Genomic DNA, 18,331 nt, shown 5'->3' with positions numbered 1-18,331 from the left:
GGGTTCCTCGTTATCCGGCGTTAGGGCTTTTGCCGCCCAGTTTGTCGACCAGCATCCAGTACCACTTTTCGAAACTGCCCATCATTCCCTGGGGTTTATAGAGCATGGCAACAACGATGATGGCACCGTACATCATGAGGTGGATGCCCAGAAAGCGGCTTCCCGAAAGATAAATCCGGGAAATTTCACCGATCGGCACCAGGATCATGGCACCGATCACCGGTCCGAGCAGGGTCCCCCGCCCGCCGATAATGGCAATAAATGCGATCTCGAAGGAGAGATTGAGGGCCATGATGCCCTGAGGAAAAATATACAGCACCAACTGGGCGTAAAAGGTGCCCGCAATGGCCGTGAAAAAGGCACTCAGCGAAAGTGCGATTAATTTGCAGCGCGTGACGTTAATGCCCAGTGATTCGGCCGCTTCCTGATCCTCGCCGCCGGCCACCAGATAGTAGCCCAGCTTGGAATTGTTGATTTTATAGGCAATGGTGACAATCAGGATCAGGATGGCCAGGATGATGTAGTAAAAGTAGATTTTTTCACCGAACTGGAAATAAAGGGGTGCATGCCCTTTGAGCGGAACCAGAAGGCCCTGGGTGCCGTTGACCTGGATGCCGAAAATCGACTGAGTGTTCTCCGTGATGATCCTGATGATCTCCACCACGGCGATGGAACTGAGCGCATAGTAGGCGCCATGCAGCTTGAAGGTGGGTATACCGATGACCAGTGCGGCCAGAACGGCCAGCACCCCGCCGACCAGCATGCCGATCCAGGGCGTGATTCCCCAGTTCATGAACAGGAGGGTCGAGGTATAGGCGCCGATGCCGGCAAATGCGGCATGCCCCAAGGGCAGCACCCCGGCGAATCCACCGACAAAATTCCAACTGGCGGTGAGGCAGGCGTACCAGAGCACCAGGATGGACACCTGGATGTAGGTGGTGCTGTCAAGGACCAGGGGGTTGCCGATCAATAGGACCAGCATCAGAATGGGAAGATACCAGTTGGGGCTCTTCAGCCGGGAAAGCCCGACGCCGGGTTCGTCTTTCATGGTTTTAGGACTCCTTCTCCTTTTCACGAGTCTTTCTCGAAGCCGAATATTCCCTGGGGACGCAAAAACAGGGTCAGCAGGAAGATGATATAGATAATCCCCGCCGCCCAGGACATATTCAGATACTCACCGGCAAAGGACTCCACCACACCGACAATAATGCCGCCGAGAAGCGCGCCCGGAACGCTGCCCAGCCCCCCCAGGACAACAATCACAAAATCACGCATGTCATACACATCGCCGGCAAAGGGATGCACATAAAACATCGGAATGATGATGGCACCGGCCACACCGAGGGTGGCGATACCGATGCCGAAGGCCACATTGTAAACCTTGAAGATGTTGATCCCCATCAGTCCGGCGGCTTCGCGGTCCTGGCCCACAGCACGGATCGCCCGCCCCATATTGGTTTTTTTCAGGAAAACGGTTAGCAGGGCCGTGGTCAGGACGCTGAAACAGAACGCATACAACAGCGTCCGGCTGATCATCATATTGCCGATTTCAAACACGGCGCCGCTGTACGGGGTCTGAAGCGAGCGGAAATTCGCACCGAACAGCATCAGGAAAAGATTGTTGACGAAGATCCACAGACCGGCGGTCAGAAGCAGCACGCTGACCGGCTCGCGCACATCCTTTTCGGCTTTGAGACAGGGGGTCACGAAAACCACCTGGGAGACGTAACCGACCGCAAAAGAAAATGGAACAATAAGGATCATCGACAGATAGGGATCCATGCCGAACCCGACACAGACGCCGTAGGCGGCATACATGGCGATCATCAGGTAGGTGCCATGGGCGAAATTGATCACCTTGATCACGCCAAAAATCAGGGTCAAGCCAATGGCGGTCACTCCGTACAACCCACCGGTCAGGACTCCGTTGATGAGAACTTCCAAAAAATATTCCATTGAAGCGCAACCTTTCATCCAAGGGGCCGGGCCTTAAACCCGGCGGGCCGGGCCCCTTTTATGGCAATTCATCCCCGATCCTTACCGCTCCTGCCACGTGGGCGTCGGCCATACGATATTGGCTCCCGGCAGGGCAAGCTCGGAGGGGTAAACCACCACCCGCTTCTGGTTCAGGGTCTGCACAAACACACCCCGGGCGTGTTTATTCTGCCCCTTCTCATCGAACTCGACCCCATAGGGCGTAATAATGCCTTTTTGCCCGGGGATCATTTTGATGTTGGCCAGCACCCGGCGGATATCCTTGGGATTCGTGGTTCCGGCGATCTCAATGGCCTTGGCCAAAACATAGGTGGCGGTATAGCATTTGATACAGTCGTCGCTCATGTCCTCGCCGTAGAGCTTTTTATACTTGGCGTTGGTCTCACGGGCGATGGGCAGGTCAATATCCGGGGAGGTTTCAGCCATGTCGAAGTAGTAATTGGAGGCATCCTTGACGTTCTGGATGAATACCGGATCGGCATGACCGCCGGCAGTGCCCATGTATACCATGGGGTTGATTTTCTGCTGGGCGACGCCCTTGGCCAGCAAAATGGCGTCCGAGGTGTACGAGGCGAACAGCAGGGCATCGGGTTTGTGGCGCTTGATCTTGCGGACCACCGGGTCGAGGGTGGCGGAGTTGGCCGGATAGGCTTCGTCCATGACGACCTCAAACCCGTACTTCTCGGCATATTTTTTCCACAAGGCCGCAGAGGAAACCCCCCAGTCGGAATTTTCATACAGCAGGCCGAGGGTTTTGACCGTTTTCCCGGACAGCTTGCCCATGCGATCAATAAACTCGATCTGTTCCCGGCCGGCAAGGTCGGTGGTAAGGCAAAGCCGAAAGGTGTACTTGAAGCCCCTTTCGGTAATCTCAGGCTTATAGGAGGAGGGAACGATGTAAGGGATTTCGTACTTCTCGGCAACCTGAGTGCTCGGATAGGTAACACTGCTCTGGAACGCTCCCATGATGGTGACCACGTTATCCTGAGTAATCAGGCGTTCGGCCTGGGTCAGCCCGTTTTTGGGATCTCCGCCGCTATCGGCGACGACCAGTTTGATGGTGGCACCGTCAAGGGTGGGTATCCCGCCGCTGGCGTTGATCTCCTCAACCGCCATCTTATGCCCGTTGAGAGAATTGACGCCGATAGGCGCGGCCGGTCCGCTCAAGGGCAGCAGGATGCCGACGTTGATTTCGCCGGTCTGGGCGGAACCGATGGAGAAAGCAGCCATTACCATTGCCGCTGCCAATAATAGTGTTGACGAAAATTTCATAACTTTTTGCATTTGAAAGTGCCTCCATTGGATGTTGAATGATCTTTTTGAACTATGGCTTGATGATTTTATCACCATCGCGGTTCGCCATTTTATGGACGGAAACCGTTCGGCCAAGCGTGCCGGATAAATGAAACTCACGGAAGCGGTTGATCACCTCCTTCCCCATATGCCAGGCCGACCCGGTAGATGGTAGTATTGTCGATTCCCGTGACCACCCGCACATAGCCTTCCAGTTCCCGATCCAGAGCGGCATCGCCGGTGTCCACCAGCAAGGGTTTCCCCTTCAGGCCGAGCAGTTTCTCCGGGGTGCCGACGATGATGATATTTTGCTTGCCCACCGTGCGGATGACTGCCGGGCTGATCTGCTGATTTCCACGCCCGAAGAGATGCCCCTGCCCGCCGATCATCGTCACCACGATTTTTGCCGGTTTTGTTTTCACCAGCTCAACCAGGCGGTCTTCCCCCACATCTTTGGCAATCAGGCGTCGATGCTGAACGACATCCACACCCAAAAGGGTATTGTCTAGTCCCAGCATCTCCATGATGGATCGGGTTGTGGTCCCCGGACCGATAATGAAGTAGCTGTCCGACCGGTCCATGGTGTCAATCACGCATTGGGATATTTGCCGCAGGACGGCCTTTTCGGATCGAATCCCGCCGGTCTTAACGCTCTGGATATGAACTCCGGATTGCGGCACGCAAAGGGTCCCGTATAGCTTGGCCACCACCCGGCCCAACCGGAACGCGTCTTCGTCTATATCCATCACTTCGGCACTGCGGCACCCCATTGCCGGTTTTTCCAGGAATTCCCCTGCCACGTAGCCGGCACTTCTGGGCGTTACGGCAAATACGCCGGAATGAATCTTGACGCCTGCCGGCACCCCGATCACCGGTACCCGTTCCCCGACCGCCTTGCAGATATCGCGGGCAGTACCATCGCCACCGGCAAACATGAGCAGATCGACGCCCATTGACAGCATCTGCCGGGCTGCGGCCTGCGTATCGGCGGCCCTTGTCCGGCCTGCCTGTATCGTGCCGGTGACGGTCGCCGGGATGCCTGCATCATGGCATGCATCGGCGCCCATTTCACCGGCGCAGGCGATCACCCGGATCGTCGTTTTGAGAGAACCGATGGCTTTCAAGGCCTGCGTTGCCCGGCGTGAAGCATCCGGCCGCGCACCGCGTGCCCGGGCACGACGCAACGTCTCTTCGCCATCACTGCCTTTCAGCCCGACCCGACCGCCCATCCCGGCAATCGGATTTACGATAACACCCAATTTGCGCATGCGTTCACGGCTTTCCCCATACCCGGGCCGTTTCAATGTCGTGTGCAGAGGCATTGCGATTATTCGTCGCCTTCATGCGGCACCCGGTTCAGTCCCTTTTTCAGGTATTGTCGCCAGGTAATGGCGATACGATCCGCCTCGTCGATGTACTGGTCCGGAATCTTGTGCACGGTTGAACGATAGGGGGCATTTTTCACAAATTCGGGGTCGTTGTAAGCCTCTTGGGCAATTTTCGCGAGAACCGCCGCATACTCGTCAATATCGGCTTTTGAATAGGATTCACAGGGCTCCAGCGTAAACGGTTCCGGAACCACCCATGGGTGATGACTGGTCCAGTAATGCTGCAGACCGAAATCGGCGATCCGGCGTTTGATGTCTTCCGTGCCCACACCGGTCTCTTCCTTGAGCGTCTCCCAACTGAACCGGACCTGCTCCAGACGTCGCCGGCCTTCCGCATAGTGAACCGTCACGCCCGGAATCCGGCGAACTTCCTTTTCAAGGTAGTTGCTGTTCAGGACCGAACATCTGGCGACCTCGCGCAGCCCCTCTCCCCCCAGTTGCCTGATCCAGGCGTAGGCCTTGAGCGCCACCGGCACGTTCCCGATAAACGACCGTACCCGGCCGATGCTGTGGGGCCGGTCATCGTCCAGGTGATATGTCTTCCCATCGTAAGTTACCCTGGGCACCGGCAGGAACTTCTCCAACGCTTCGGTCACGCCGGCCGCCCCCAGTGCCGGTCCCATACAGCCATGGGGAGCTGAAAATGTCTTGTGCAGGTTGAAGTGGCACAAATCGAACCCGCATTCCCTGGCCCTGGCAATGCCCAGAACAGCGTTGGCATTGGCCTGGTCGTAGGCACACAGGGCGCCGGCATCGTGGGCGGCCTGGACATATTTATCGATATTGAAATTGTAGATCCCGGTGTCTTCCGGGTTGGTGATCAAAAACCCGGCTGTCCGTTCGGACAAAGCGGCCCGCATCGCTTCCAGACTGGGCAGCCCCCGTTCGTCCGGCATCAATGTCACAACCTTGTACCCGGCGGTTGCCGCAGCGGCCGGGTTGGCCGGATGAGAAAAAATGGTTGTAATCACCTCGTCACGCTGAGACTCTCCCCGTGAGGCATGGTAGGCCCGCATGACCGACGCATTGGTAAAGATTGCCTGGGCGCCGCCCCCGGGCTGAAAAGAGAAATGGTCCATCCCGGAAATCGCCTTCAGAAACTGCTCCAGCTGGTAGTATATTTCCAGGATGCCCTGTAGCGTATCTTCATCCTGCAGGGGATGAACCTGGGTGATTCCGGGATGGCGCGACACCACGTGCTCCTGAACTTTGGGGCTGTACTTCATTGTACAGGTCGCCAGGCTGATATCCGGTGTCACGTCCACGCCCAGTGTCTCCTGGGATAAGCGGGTATAGTGCCTCACGATTCGCGGCTGATTGACTTCGGGCAGGGCCGGCGGTGTCTTGCGTCTCAAGTGGGCCGGAATCGTTGAGATTCCATCGCCTGCAACCCTCCGGATCTTCTCTTCGGCCTCAGGCACAAGGACGCCGCGCTCCCCGGGGACGCTGAGCTCAAAAATAAGTTCCTCATCCCAACGCGCTTGGTGGAAATCTCGCAGCCGTCTCTTGTGTCCGACTTGCATGTTGTTCGTACTCCTATCTGCTGAACAATGGTTGACCGGTTCCATAATTGCTTCTAACCGTCTTAAGCCAGGATCGCCGTCAGCGCGTCGACCAGACAATCGATCGACGCCTGTGAAATCACCTCGGTGACACAGAAAAGCGCACTTTCGCCCATCATCCCGAATTCGGAAGAGAGATCCTTGCCACCGAAAATCTGGTGGTCGAGCAATTTGCGATTGATATCGGCGACCCGCTTTCCGGTACCGTCAAAATTAACGATGAATTCTTTGAAAAAAGGGCCGCTCAAACCGAGGCGGACCCCGTTGATCCGGGAAATTCCGGCGGCGGCATACTGCGCTTTCTGCATGATGGTCTGTCCCACCTCGGCCATGCCTTTGGGTCCCATCAGCGCCAGGTAGGCGCCCGCGGTAATGGCCCACAGGGCGTTGGAGGTCCCGGTGAATTCCCTGGCCTTTTCCCGTGAACCAAATGAGGTGCGCTCAAAAAGGATGTTGGCAAACCCATGTTCTCCTGCAACGGAGGTGGGAGTCAGGCCATACATCTTGTCCTTGTATTCCATCACATACCGCATTTCACCGCTGGTGCCGATAAAACCGCTCTGGCCACCGCCGCATTGCATGTGCAAGCCCAGCGGATGATAATCGCCGCAAGTAATTGTCGCCCCATATTGGGCCGGCGGTGCAAGCACCCCCAGGCTGATCGGATCCGTCGAAACAACAAATTCAGATCCATGACGGCGGGCGATCTCTCCGATCGCCTCGACCTGAGGCTCAATGAACCCGAGATAGGATGGATTTTCGACAAACACGGCGGCGGTTTTTTTCGATATCCGCGCGCTGAGGTCCGCCAAATCCATCTGTCCGCTTTCCCTGTCGAATCCTATGGTGCGAATATGGAATTGAGGGCCCTGAATACCGGCCATGTAGTTATCCAACACCCTGCGGGCATCCCTGGAAACAGTCCCCGGAATCAAAATTTCGTTGCGCCCGGTCATCCGGCAGGCCATCCGCAACGACGTGGCCACGGCCTGCAACCCGTCATAAAGAAAGCCGCTGGTCACGTCCACATCGAGCAACTCCGCCAGCAGACTGCAAAACTCGAAAAGCGCCTGCCATTTTCCATGATCGGCATAGAACTCGGCTGCATAGGCGGTGAGAAATTCTCCTCTTCCGCTAACCTCGTCGCAAACGGCAGGAACGAAATGCTGGGCACAACCGGCCCCCAAAAAGTTGATAAAATCCTGGCAGTTTCGATTCCGATTCAACAGGGTTTCAAGATGCCTGCGGATGGAGTACTCATCCCGAATCGGCTCCGGCAGGTCCAGCGGTGCCGTATATTTGAGATGGTCCGGAATCGCTTCAAAAAGGTCCATGATTTCCGTGACCCCAAGGGCATTCATCATCCGTTCCTTGGTCTTGGGGGCTGAGTTCGGGATATACGGATAAACCGTATTATTGCTTCGCATGGCAGTTTCTCTCGCGCCAGTTCAATAGGGTCGCTTTCACCCATAGGCTTCTGAAAAAAAGAAGGGTAAAAATTTCTCTTTGGGTCATTTTCCTATCGTTTGTTTCAATTTCCTTTTATTTCCGCGTTAACGGATCAAAAAAACGCCTTGATTTATATTTAACGTTTAAGCTAATTAAATCCAATCCTGAACAGTGTCAAGACAAAATCCGATGGATTTTTTTAAATTCTTCCTTGTTTGTAGCCAACAAATCGATTTTTTACATTTATGTCGGCCAAATTATCGAGAATAAGCTTGACCCGCATCTATAATTTGAATATTTTTAGAGAGTCAACGCGTATTGTATTGCGAATTCGAGTTTAACGTTTAATCTTTCAGTGGTCGCATCTGAAATGCAGGAATCCAAACCAACGAAAACAACCATCAAGGACATCGCCCAGGCAGCCGGCGTAACCCCGACGACCGTCTCCCTGGCGCTAAACAACCGGCCAGGCGTCAGTAAAAAGACCCGCGAAAAAATCTTCCGGCTTGCGGAAACGCTTAACTACGAACCGAACTTCACCGCCAGAAGCCTGCGGAGCAAAAGAAGCTACACATTGGGCCTCTTCATGAAGAATATTGCCGACCCGTTTTACCCGCAACTGGCCAAAAGTATCAGCGAAACGGCAAACGACTGTGGATATAACGTCATTCTCTGCAATGTGGGTGACGATGTGGATTTAAAAGTCAAGCACCTGAAAATCCTGCGGGGCAAAGGGGTGGACGGTATTATCTTCACAACCATGCTTGACGACGATCCCTATGTCATCCAGCTGATCGAGGAGTCGTTCCCATTTGTAACTGCGGTCCGGCATATCCATATCAATGGCATGAACGATCAAATTGTTTCCGTTACGGTGGATAATTTTTCAGGGGCCTACCAGGCCATCCAGCACCTTTATCGATTAGGCCATGACCGCATCGGAATCATTGCCGGTGATGAGCGGACATCGACCATGGTGGATCGCACGGCTGGGGCCGGCCAGGCACTGCTCGATTGCGGAATCGAGCCTGATGGCAAAATGATCGCAAAATGCAATTACTCCAGAAAATTGGCCATGGCGGCGACGCGTGACTTCCTGGCCATGAAATACCGGCCAAGCGCGTTTTTTGCCGAGGATGACACGATGGCCATCGGGGTACGGGAGGCGGTCCTGAAGGCCGGTCTGCGGATCCCGGAAGATATCGCCCTGGTCGGTTTCGACGATATCGATGTTGCCGGGATTACGGGCATCGAACTGACCACCATCAATCAGCAGATTATTGAAATCGGAAGGCTGAGTGTCAATCTGCTTGTTGACCGGATTGAAAAGAAAAGCGCACCACTGGTCAGTAAAATTGTCCTGCAGCCGGAACTGGTTATCCGGAAGTCATGTGGTTTTCACCTGAAGGGATATCGCACGGATCGAGTACGTGTGAAATGAGGCGCGGCACAGCCAGCCTCAACGGTATCATGGAAATTCGATTGGGAGTGTCCCATCCACACATTCCGTCAAATTCATTCGCTCAACGGATGAGACCGGTTCGTTTTTTCTATCCCAATTCGGCAGGCTTCCCGCAATAGCCATTATTCATCATCTGGTGTGCCAGCACTTTCGCCGCGTCTATGGCAAAATAGGTAATGATCATGTCCGCGCCGGCCCGTTTGATCGAAGTCAGACTCTCCATCATATTGCTGATCTCATCAACCAGCCCGATGGCCGCAGCACCCTTGATCTGGGCGTATTCACCGGAAACCTGGTATCCGGCAACCGGAACGGAAAACGTGTCGCGGGTAATTTTGATGATATCAAGATAGGGCAACGCCGGTTTGACGATTACGATATCAGCACCCTCCTCAATGTCCAGGGCCACTTCGCGGATGGCTTCGCGGGCATTTCCCGGGTCCATCTGGTACCCTCTTCGATCCCCGAAGCTAGGCGCACATTCAGCTGCCTCCCTGAACGGGCCATAGAAGGAAGACGCATATTTGGCGGCATAGGACATGATCGGCTTATTGATGAAACCGTTTTCATCAAGAGCCCGACGAATCGCCGCCACGCGACCGTCCATCATGTCCGATGGGGCAACCATATCTGCACCGGCACGCGCCTGACTGACAGCGGTCTTGGCTAAAAGTTCCAGAGTCGCATCATTGTCGACAGTACAATCTTTCAGCACACCGCAATGCCCGTGATCGGTATATTCACACAGACAGGTGTCGCAAATGACGCAAATTTCCGGCTGCGCCGCCTTGATTTCACGCGCCGCCCGCTGGACCGCTCCGTCATCCGCCCATGCTCTTGATCCGTAAGGGTCCTTGCGAACCGGCAAACCAAACAGAATGATCCCCGGAATACCAACGGAATGGGCTTCCTGGGCCATCTGGGCGGCAACATCGGGACTCACGTGATAACAGCCGGGCATGCTTTTGATTGGCTTTTTGGTACCCGCGTCCGAACCTCCCACGACAAACAGGGGCAGAATAAAATCGTGAGGGGTCAGAGCCGTTTCCCGAACCATGTGCCGGATCGTGGGAGACATGCGCAACCGTCGCGCACGATGAATTGGAAATGCCATTGTTCCTTTTTTCCTTTATTGACGTAATTTGTGCCGCCTGGGAGATGCCGTTTTGTTCATCCGCCTTAAAGCGGCCAGCGGTAAGCATTTGTTTTTGGATCTGTCTGATCGATAGTCACGGATCGCCGGTCTCCTCCCCTTGGCCAAGCCGAACTATAAAGCAACCCATTCGATTTTTGTCAAGACCCTTTGACGGCCGATTTCCAACTCTCCCAATGCCGTCGGCGGTCCTGTATCGCCCCCACCGTTGCATGGGGTTAGGCGATTTCTGTCAAAGAATATACCCGCCAATCGCCTAAAGCCGGTTTTTTCGCCAGGTACATTGACAAATCGCATTTGCGGACCACTATTAAAATGGCTGTCATTTCAAAAAAAAGATCTTCATCCGGCTGGCATGGCATGATAAACAAGGTGAAAACGGACACTGAAGCGCTAAAGTGTTCAAGATAATGTTTTTGGCAAGGCCTTAAGGGAGGAAGCTGTATAATGATTACCGCGACGACCGATAACGCAGCCTAAAAACATTAGGCTTGAATGCTATATCAACAGACAATAGAAAGAATCCAGCATGACGCCACCCAATCATCGGAATCACCCCCACAAAAACGGAAAAAAAGATGGCCACACCCTTCGCCTGGTGGCTTGGGAAACGACCCGCAACTGCAACCTTTCGTGTGTGCATTGCCGAGCGGCGGCCACCAACGGCCCCTATGCCGGAGAGCTCGATACCCGGCAGGCCTTCCAGCTTCTCGATCAAATCGCCGCGGTGGGACAGCCCATCATTATTCTCACCGGGGGGGAACCCCTTCTGCGCAACGATATTTTCGACATTGCCAAATATGGAGACAATCTGGGCCTGCGGATGGTCATGGCGCCCAACGGAACGTTGATCACTCCAGAGGTGGCGCAAAAGATGGCCGATTCAGGCATCCAGCGGATCAGTGCCAGTATCGACGGGGCCAGCAAGGAGTTCCACGATAAATTCCGGGGGGTCGAGGGGGCATTCGACGCCGCCATCCAGGGCATCGAATACGTCAAGGCGGCGGGAATAGAATTTCAGATCAATACCACGGTGACCAAGAGCAACCTCGACCAAATCCCCAGAATCCTCGAACTGGCGGAACGGCTGGGCGCCGCAGCCCATCATATTTTCCTGCTGGTACCCACCGGAAGGGGAAAATACATTGTGGACCAGGCCATCGATGCCCAGGAGTACGAAGCCACACTGAACTGGTTTTACGATCAGCGCGAAAAAACCCCCCTGCAGCTCAAGGCGACCTGTGCGCCCCACTACTACCGCATCCTGCGCCAGCGGGCCAGAGCGGAAGGCAAAACCATCACCTTCGCCACCCATGGGCTCGATGCCGTTACCCGGGGCTGCCTGGCCGGCACCGGATTTTGTTTTATTTCTCATACCGGGATTGTGCAACCGTGCGGGTACACCGATGTCCCCTGCGGCGACATCACCCAAAGCACGTTTGGAGAGGTTTGGAATCATTCGCCGGTCTTCCTGAAGCTCCGTGATTTCAACCAGCTGGAAGGGAAATGCGGGATCTGCGAGTATCACGCCGTCTGTGGCGGTTGCCGGGCAAGGGCTTATGAGGCCACCGGCAACTACATGGCCGAAGAGCCCCTTTGCGCGTATCGGCCGGAAAAGGCGGGGCCGATCTGAAAGGCTGTTTGGGGGAGTTCGTTTAAGCCACAATACCAACTATAGCATTCAAGATAATGTTTTTGGACTACGTTATCGGTCGTCGCGGTATGGCTTTATACAGCTTCCTCCCTTAAGGCCTTGCCAAAAACATTATCTTAAACACTGATATAAAAAGCGCCCTGGCAATCGCGTTGGACGTTCAACCAATGGGCAGGGTATCCTTGAAGGTATCAAAGCAGTTTCGAATGGCCTCGAAGTTTCTCGTAGAGAGATCAAGAAATTGACAGCCGACACCCCGTTTGTTTACATTGACGATTTTTGCCTTTAACAGAACGGCCTGCCTTTCGGTGGGGAACTTAATGGCCATCCGAACCTCCTGCCCCGGTTCAAGGCCGGTTTTATCGGCAACTTCCACAAAGATTCCGTTCAGGCTCAAATCGGTCACAATGAGCCCTTCTTTCAGGTGGCTGAAATGGGCCGTGCAACGGAACTCCAGCCGGGGGTATTGTCGGCGGTCCTGACTGACTTCGATATGCTGGCTGCGGACATCGATCATGGATGGTTCAACTCCTTAAAGTTAACACCGAAACAGCATCAAGATATAACACCCGGGTACCGATTTCAACGGCCCCCCGCCAATTCCTCCCCCGAATCGTCCGGGTCGTCGAGTCGATTTATTAAATCCCTCATAATTTCAAGCTGGTAACTGCTAATCGACTCATACTTGATGCCGACCCCTCCATGTTCCATACGGACAACACGCCCTTTGAGCTTCAGTGCCAGGCGACTCTCTTCCAGGGAAAAACAGAGCGATACCGGCTGCCCGATGGTAAAGGCTTCACATGTTTCCAGATAGACGCCACTGGCACTGATGTCCCTGGCATAACAATTGATGGCGCGATCATCAGTGGCAAGGTCAAGGGTAAAATTACAGTTAATGCGCGGGTATTCACGAAGCATGGCAAATCGCTTTTGCTCATAACTTTTCATGAATTTTAGCAGATCGGCTTCGCTCAGTTGATTGATCAGCAGAAAAAAATGGGCGATGAGCAATTGCCGGTTCTTATTGCCGTCACTGTCCTTGGTGAAAAGACCAGACCCGTCAAAACGTTTATTGTTATCCGCCAAGTCCAGGTCGTTGAACAGATGCAAAAGCGAAATCAGCTGTTGATCGCTCATCTTGTAGATGGCGATGGAGAGGCGGGCCAGGATTTTCTTGCGTTCTGCCTGCCAGTTGGATCCATGCATCGGTCTCGTCTCCAAAATTTTTCACCGGGTTCCGATCAGTCGGATTTCATCTCAGATGAAAACTATAGCATTCAAGATAATGTTTTTGGGCTGCGTTATCGGTCGTCGCAGTATGAATTATACAGCTTCCTCCCTCTGGCCTTGCCAAAAACATTATCTTAAAAACTATATCCACGTCATCTGAAATACACCTGTTCATGAATTCCTATCGACCCACCGTATTCGTATGGCCATCGGCCCCCTTCAAACGAAGGCACCGCTGCCCCGTCTCCCCATGGTACAAGGCTTTTGATAATTTATCGGGCATGGCCAAAAAAAAATCAAGTTTCTTATCATTTGACCGATTAAAAAAAGTAATCAACATTTCCAATGTTATTAAACCAATACCCGAAACCCGGTTGCGTCATTTCATCCCGATAGGCGCAATCAGAAACAGATATCCTCATGGCTCGCCATTCTTAAAGCCAGAAGCGTTGCCATCAAAAAAAGGTACTTAAAATCATAGAAAAAACTTGATCATCAAAAGCAAAAAAGTGTATCTGAGAGGGGTATTGGGAACACTCGACTGGCAAACCGCATTCAAATCGTTTGGCCTGCGGCGTTCGCCAGAACGGATTTTGTTGGCTGCCTGTTCGTTATCATGCTCGCCACGGTTGGGGAAATACCCGATCTGGCATCACCGCTGTGTCGCTGCCGCTATAGCAGACAGCCACGGAAAGATCTGATTGCTGCAAGGAGGAGAAGACATTGTCTTATATCCTGGACCAGGAACAACTAGATGGTTTGGAGGAAGCCTTGACCACCGATCTCATGACGTTGGGGATACAATCGGTTATCCTCATCGACATGGCCGGGAATGTCATTGTCAACCTCGATAACGGCAAGGTTCGCCACGATGTTTACTCGTTGGCGGCATTGGCGGCCGGCAATTTCGGTGCGGTAAGTGCCATGGCGTCCATTATTGGTGAAGAAGAATTTTCGCTTCTTTTCCACAAAGGCAAAAGCGAAAATATCAATTTCACCAAAATTCTGGATGATTTTCTTCTCGTTTCCATATTTGGCAACGACGTATCGTTGGGTTACCTGAGGTTGAAAATTGATGAAGTGATCAAAAAAATCAAGCTCCTGATCGGACAGACACCGTCATCATAATCCAAAAACTGCTTCGATCACGGCAGGCTCATTGAATTCAGCGACAAGCGGAATACAAACATGGCGTTTATCAACACCAAAACCAAAGAAGTCCAGGTCAAGCTTGTTTATGTCGGCCCCGGCAGAGGCGGAAAAACGACCAATCTGGAATATATCTTCAGCCGGATCCGGCACCGTATCCAATCCGACATGGTCAGCATCAAAACTCAGGGGGATCGCACCCTGTTTTTTGATTTTCTGCCATTCGAATTGGGAGCCATCAAAGGATACAACGTCAAGACGCAGCTTTACACAGTGCCCGGACAGGTCAAATACAACGCCACCCGAAAGCTGGTATTGAAGGGCGTGGATGGCATTGTTTTTGTGGCCGATTCCATGGTCGATCGACGCGAAAACAACATCCATTCACTTGAGAATCTGAAAGAGAACCTTCGCTTTTACGACATTGATATTTGCGATTTCCCGTTCATTCTTCAATATAACAAACGGGACCTGGGGGCACAGGGCGTCCCCATCCTTGACTTGGAAACCATGGAGCAGGACCTTAACGCAGAACTCAAGGCGCCCAGTTTTACTGCCAGTGCGGTTACGGGAGAGAATGTCATTGCGACCGTGAAAAGGGCCATCTCAACCACAATGGTGGCTATTCGGGAAAAGCTCTTATAGGAGGGACCAGCGTGGATAAAAAAGCGAATGATACGTTCGCCTTTGATTTGGAAAACCGTCTTGATGATTTTTTCAGTGATGAACTGCCGCCCCAGGAAAATCCAGCGGCGGAACCCGCTGCGGCAAAAGTCTCCGAGCTTCCGTTGGAGGATCTGAAATCGACAATCCTGGCCATCGACTGGGAAATTACCGATGACGCCCTGGATGCATTTATCCACCAGGTCGACAAACTGGCGGATCGCTATTCAGCGGACAAGGTGATCCAATCGCTGCTTAAAATTCTGAAGTCACTGGGCAAGTATATTCGCCAAAAAAAGTCCAATGCCCATCCGGATACCATCAAACGGATTATGGCCGTCTACTCCACGCTTGAAGCCGTGGTGGGCAATGATGACCTGAGTCAGACGGAAAAAAAGCAGTTGCTGCAAGAAGAAGTCAATCAGTTTAAAATGCTCAAGGCAAAAATTGTTGAGCGCAAGCCCGCGTCTAGTGCTGCCCCCCAGGCACCCAAAGCCAATGCCGCCACAGGCATTGAGGCGGTAATTCAAGCCATTGATGACCTGAAGTCCCTGATGGTAACGGAATTAGACGCCATCCGCAAGGAGATCGGTCAGTTGCGTAAAAAATAAAATGATCGACGACTGACGGGCCTAACATTCACCCCACGGCAAAACTTTCTATTGGATTTTTATTCCCGACCGGGTAACCGCTCAGGGATAAAGAATAGTTCCAAGCTCACCAATGCCCGTCATCGACGCCGACCGTGCGAAACGATCCTCCACCAAACCCGTGATATCCGTATGTTTGATCAGGTGGTAACGGGCCATGAGATCGGCAATCTCACGCAACTCTTCCGCCTTGGGAACAAATCGATCATAGATCACGCGCCCCTTGGGAATCGTCAGGGCATACTCGACCAAACCGACATCCTGTTTCCAGTAATCAGCGGCAATTCGGGCCGCATCCAAAGGATGAGCCTTGGCCCACATGCCCGCCCGAGCCGATGTGTGGACCAGCTTTTGGACAGATGACGGATTGGCCGCTATCCAATCTGATTTTACAACCAGCAGGTTGCAAATAAAATTGGGCCACAACGCCTCCGCACGGGCCACTACATCCGCATCGCCGCTTCTCACGGTCTGGGCGGCAAAGGGTTCGCCGACAAAATAGGCGTCCAGCGCGCCGGTTGTCAGGGCTGAAGCCATATCCGGGGGATTCATCTCCACAAGACGGATGCGCCCGCCAAGCCCCTTTTCCTCAAAAGCCTTTAACAGGCACAAGTTGTGTCCGGAGTACCGCATGGGCACGGCAATCGTCCGTCCTGTCAGGTCTTCGATCCGTGTGACTCGAAGTTCTTTTCTGGCCACCAGGGTGCTCTCATGCCGGTTACCGATCAGCACCACTTTAATGTCGACCCCTTGCTGGTGAAGCACAACGGCCAGGGGGGCAATGATAAACGCGGCCTGGATATGATCATTGCGCAGGGCTTCGGCCATTTCGGCAAAAGAAGAGAACTTTACTGCCTCGAAGAAGATATCGGGACTGCTTTGTGAGACATGATCCAGAAGTGGTGCCGCCAAGTTCGTAACCACCGGCATATACCCCATGCGAACCACCCTTCGATCGTCCCCGTGGCAGTTCAATCGATAATGAAAAGCAGTAATAAAAATCAGCCAAGCGAAGAAAAGGATACCGATTTTGACCGGCAGCGGCCATTGACCGAAAACGGGATGGAAATTGGGTTTAAACCGCATAATTAATCCCCAGCATCAAAAACAGTTCACTTCTCAAACGGCCCAGTTCCGGAGATTTTTCAAAATTACGGGGACGCGGGAAATCGAGGATGCGGTCCATGGTCACCGCCGTGGGGCTGGATCCCAGGATGACGATATGATCTCCCATGATCAGGGCATCATCAATGTTATGCGTCACCAGAAGCATCGTCTTCCGGATAAACGCATGCATATTGACAACCTCCTCGCGCATCTTCATGTGGGTAAGAAAATCAAGACCGCTGAATGGCTCATCCATGATCATGATGTCCGGGTTAACGGCCAGTGCCCGGGCAAGTTCGGCGCGCCGCTGCATGCCGCCGGAGAGTTGCCGGGGATAGTGGTGTTCAAAGCCCTCCAACTCGACCATCTCGATAAATTCCGTCACCTGGGCCTGCCGCGAATGGTGGTTTTTTAAATGGCGCAGCCCCAGCCCGACATTTTCGGCCACGGTCATCCAGGGAAACAGACCACTGTGCTGAAAGACGAAAATATGATCGGCAGAAGGCCCCGTCACCGGTTGGCCATTAACCTGAACCACACCGCCACAGGCCGGTTCAAAACCGGCAATAATTCTCAGGAGGGTCGATTTGCCGCAACCCGACGGGCCGAGAAAACAGACCATTTCACCGTTTTCAATTTCAAGATTGATATCCTTGAGAACGGTGATCCGTTCACCTTGACGCACCTGCGGGTCATCGTCACCACGGGGAAAGCGTCTTCGGTTGATGTATGTTTTGCTCAAATTTTGAATCGTAATGCGGCCCACCCTGATTCTCCTCAATGGCTCATTTTATGCCAGCTGACCTCCTCCAGGCGACCCAACTTGCGCATCAGTCGATCCAGTGCCAACCCCACCAGCCCGATAACCACCATCCCATCCATGACATAATCCATGCGCAGAGCATTGCGTGCGTCAAGGATCAGAAATCCCAGCCCGGACTGAACCGCAATCATCTCCGCAGCCACCACCACCAGCCAGGAAATGGTCACGGTCATCCGCAGGGCCGTGATCACCTCGGGAACGATCGCCGGGATGATCAGGCGCGTAACCGTTTCAAACAAAGAGAAATTGAAATTGGCCGCAACATGGAAATAGGTCGGGTTGATCCCATCCACGGCAATGGTGGTGGAAACCACCAAGGGGAAAAAACTGGAGAGGAAAATCAGGAAAATCGCCGGGGGATCGCCAATACCAAACCACAGCATGGCAAGGGGGATCCATGCCAGTGGCGATATTGGCCGCAAAAACTGAATCAGTGGATTGACCAGGGCCCTGAGTCCTTTTGTCATCCCCAAGGCAATACCCAGAGGAATCCCCAGCCCGGCCGCCAGATAAAATCCGATGGTGACCCGGTAAAGACTGGCCACCGTATGCCGGATCAGGGTCCCGTCGGCCACAAGCTCCGCCATGCTGATTAACACGGTCAGCGGCCCCGGAAATACCTGCCGACTCCAGCCGCTGAATCGCGACAAAAGCGCCCAGGCCAGTACCAGGAGCGCAAAACCGGCAAATGGAATCAACCAGGTATACGGCGAGTTGCCTTTTTTATTTCCTTGCAGAACGCCCAAGACA

At 53.4% G+C, this 18,331-nt stretch carries 17 protein-coding genes; 5 read left to right on the top strand and 12 right to left on the bottom strand.

The features are described 5' to 3' along the window. Positions 1-10: 10 nt before the first annotated feature. The 6 genes from GN112_RS01970 to gcvPA all read right to left on the bottom strand — a co-directional run bounded on the left by GN112_RS01970 (position 11) and on the right by gcvPA (position 7,665). Positions 11-1,048, bottom strand: a complete 1,038-nt coding sequence (locus GN112_RS01970) for a branched-chain amino acid ABC transporter permease (protein WP_197743237.1) — start codon at positions 1,046-1,048, stop codon at positions 11-13. Between the two features lie 23 nt (positions 1,049-1,071). Next, entirely contained in the window at positions 1,072-1,956 is an 885-nt protein-coding gene (locus GN112_RS01965) for a branched-chain amino acid ABC transporter permease (protein ID WP_162458736.1), read from the bottom strand. Positions 1,957-2,037: 81 nt separating this feature from the next. After that, a complete protein-coding gene (locus tag GN112_RS01960; protein ID WP_162458735.1) occupies positions 2,038-3,279 on the bottom strand; it encodes an ABC transporter substrate-binding protein in 1,242 nt (413 codons plus the stop codon). 125 nt (positions 3,280-3,404) lie between these two features. After that, entirely contained in the window at positions 3,405-4,610 is a 1,206-nt protein-coding gene (locus GN112_RS01955) for an ATP-NAD kinase family protein (RefSeq protein WP_197743236.1), read from the bottom strand. Between the two features lie 5 nt (positions 4,611-4,615). Continuing rightward, the gene (gene gcvPB, locus GN112_RS01950) at positions 4,616-6,199 is read right to left on the bottom strand and encodes an aminomethyl-transferring glycine dehydrogenase subunit GcvPB (RefSeq protein ID WP_155308681.1); all 1,584 of its coding nucleotides are present in this window, start codon (positions 6,197-6,199) and stop codon (positions 4,616-4,618) included. Between the two features lie 62 nt (positions 6,200-6,261). Then, positions 6,262-7,665: an aminomethyl-transferring glycine dehydrogenase subunit GcvPA gene (gcvPA, locus tag GN112_RS01945; RefSeq protein WP_155308680.1), complete on the bottom strand. Its 1,404-nt coding sequence runs from the start codon at positions 7,663-7,665 to the stop codon at positions 6,262-6,264. Positions 7,666-8,057: 392 nt separating this feature from the next. On the opposite strand from gcvPA, the gene GN112_RS01940 reads away from it, so the two are divergent. Continuing rightward, positions 8,058-9,128, top strand: a complete 1,071-nt coding sequence (locus tag GN112_RS01940) for a LacI family DNA-binding transcriptional regulator (protein ID WP_155308679.1) — start codon at positions 8,058-8,060, stop codon at positions 9,126-9,128. 109 nt (positions 9,129-9,237) lie between these two features. On the opposite strand, the gene hemB is transcribed toward GN112_RS01940, so the two are convergent. Continuing rightward, the gene (hemB, locus tag GN112_RS01935; RefSeq protein WP_155308678.1) at positions 9,238-10,263 is read right to left on the bottom strand and encodes a porphobilinogen synthase; all 1,026 of its coding nucleotides are present in this window, start codon (positions 10,261-10,263) and stop codon (positions 9,238-9,240) included. 568 nt (positions 10,264-10,831) lie between these two features. On the opposite strand from hemB, the gene ahbD reads away from it, so the two are divergent. Next, positions 10,832-11,935 (top strand): heme b synthase, encoded by a 1,104-nt coding sequence (gene ahbD / locus GN112_RS01930; protein WP_155308677.1) that lies wholly within the window; start codon positions 10,832-10,834, stop codon positions 11,933-11,935. Between the two features lie 181 nt (positions 11,936-12,116). On the opposite strand, the gene GN112_RS01925 is transcribed toward ahbD, so the two are convergent. Next, a complete protein-coding gene (locus tag GN112_RS01925; protein ID WP_155308676.1) occupies positions 12,117-12,473 on the bottom strand; it encodes a PilZ domain-containing protein in 357 nt (118 codons plus the stop codon). Positions 12,474-12,538: 65 nt separating this feature from the next. Continuing rightward, positions 12,539-13,165, bottom strand: coding sequence for a PilZ domain-containing protein (locus GN112_RS01920; RefSeq protein WP_155308675.1), 627 nt, complete (start codon positions 13,163-13,165; stop codon positions 12,539-12,541). Between the two features lie 747 nt (positions 13,166-13,912). Here GN112_RS01920 and GN112_RS01915 point away from each other — a divergent pair. The 3 genes from GN112_RS01915 to GN112_RS01905 are packed head-to-tail and all read left to right on the top strand — an operon-like array spanning position 13,913 to position 15,612. Continuing rightward, positions 13,913-14,317, top strand: a complete 405-nt coding sequence (locus GN112_RS01915; RefSeq protein ID WP_231714045.1) for a roadblock/LC7 domain-containing protein — start codon at positions 13,913-13,915, stop codon at positions 14,315-14,317. 60 nt (positions 14,318-14,377) lie between these two features. After that, a complete protein-coding gene (locus GN112_RS01910) occupies positions 14,378-14,983 on the top strand; it encodes a GTP-binding protein (protein ID WP_155308674.1) in 606 nt (201 codons plus the stop codon). 11 nt (positions 14,984-14,994) lie between these two features. Next, on the top strand, positions 14,995-15,612 hold the full coding sequence (locus tag GN112_RS01905) for a hypothetical protein (RefSeq protein WP_155308673.1): 618 nt from the start codon (positions 14,995-14,997) through the stop codon (positions 15,610-15,612). Positions 15,613-15,693: 81 nt separating this feature from the next. Here the strand turns inward: GN112_RS01905 and GN112_RS01900 are convergent, their stop codons facing one another. The 3 genes from GN112_RS01900 to GN112_RS01890 are packed head-to-tail and all read right to left on the bottom strand — an operon-like array spanning position 15,694 to position 18,327. Continuing rightward, positions 15,694-16,737, bottom strand: a complete 1,044-nt coding sequence (locus tag GN112_RS01900; RefSeq protein ID WP_155308672.1) for an ABC transporter substrate-binding protein — start codon at positions 16,735-16,737, stop codon at positions 15,694-15,696. Beyond that, positions 16,727-17,524, bottom strand: a complete 798-nt coding sequence (locus GN112_RS01895; RefSeq protein ID WP_155308671.1) for an ABC transporter ATP-binding protein — start codon at positions 17,522-17,524, stop codon at positions 16,727-16,729. Before GN112_RS01895 ends, GN112_RS01900 begins: the two co-directional genes overlap by 11 nt. Before the next feature lie 11 nt (positions 17,525-17,535). Next, positions 17,536-18,327 (bottom strand): ABC transporter permease, encoded by a 792-nt coding sequence (locus GN112_RS01890; protein WP_197743235.1) that lies wholly within the window; start codon positions 18,325-18,327, stop codon positions 17,536-17,538. Between the last annotated feature and the right edge of the window lie 4 nt (positions 18,328-18,331).

The organism is Desulfosarcina ovata subsp. ovata (genome assembly GCF_009689005.1).
Classification (GTDB): Bacteria; Desulfobacterota; Desulfobacteria; order Desulfobacterales; family Desulfosarcinaceae; genus Desulfosarcina; species Desulfosarcina ovata.
Note: the sequence above shows the minus strand (reverse complement) of the source record. Positions and strands in the feature narration are given on the sequence as shown.

Coding starts and splice junctions, on each gene's coding strand:
- GN112_RS01970 (WP_197743237.1), bottom strand. CDS start 1,048: ATGAAAGACGAACCCGGCGTCGGGCTTTCCCGGCTGAAGAGCCCCAAC.
- GN112_RS01965 (WP_162458736.1), bottom strand. CDS start 1,956: ATGGAATATTTTTTGGAAGTTCTCATCAACGGAGTCCTGACCGGTGGG.
- GN112_RS01960 (WP_162458735.1), bottom strand. CDS start 3,279: ATGCAAAAAGTTATGAAATTTTCGTCAACACTATTATTGGCAGCGGCA.
- GN112_RS01955 (WP_197743236.1), bottom strand. CDS start 4,610: ATGCCTCTGCACACGACATTGAAACGGCCCGGGTATGGGGAAAGCCGT.
- gcvPB (WP_155308681.1), bottom strand. CDS start 6,199: ATGCAAGTCGGACACAAGAGACGGCTGCGAGATTTCCACCAAGCGCGT.
- gcvPA (WP_155308680.1), bottom strand. CDS start 7,665: ATGCGAAGCAATAATACGGTTTATCCGTATATCCCGAACTCAGCCCCC.
- GN112_RS01940 (WP_155308679.1), top strand. CDS start 8,058: ATGCAGGAATCCAAACCAACGAAAACAACCATCAAGGACATCGCCCAG.
- hemB (WP_155308678.1), bottom strand. CDS start 10,263: ATGGCATTTCCAATTCATCGTGCGCGACGGTTGCGCATGTCTCCCACG.
- ahbD (WP_155308677.1), top strand. CDS start 10,832: ATGACGCCACCCAATCATCGGAATCACCCCCACAAAAACGGAAAAAAA.
- GN112_RS01925 (WP_155308676.1), bottom strand. CDS start 12,473: ATGATCGATGTCCGCAGCCAGCATATCGAAGTCAGTCAGGACCGCCGA.
- GN112_RS01920 (WP_155308675.1), bottom strand. CDS start 13,165: ATGCATGGATCCAACTGGCAGGCAGAACGCAAGAAAATCCTGGCCCGC.
- GN112_RS01910 (WP_155308674.1), top strand. CDS start 14,378: ATGGCGTTTATCAACACCAAAACCAAAGAAGTCCAGGTCAAGCTTGTT.
- GN112_RS01900 (WP_155308672.1), bottom strand. CDS start 16,737: ATGCGGTTTAAACCCAATTTCCATCCCGTTTTCGGTCAATGGCCGCTG.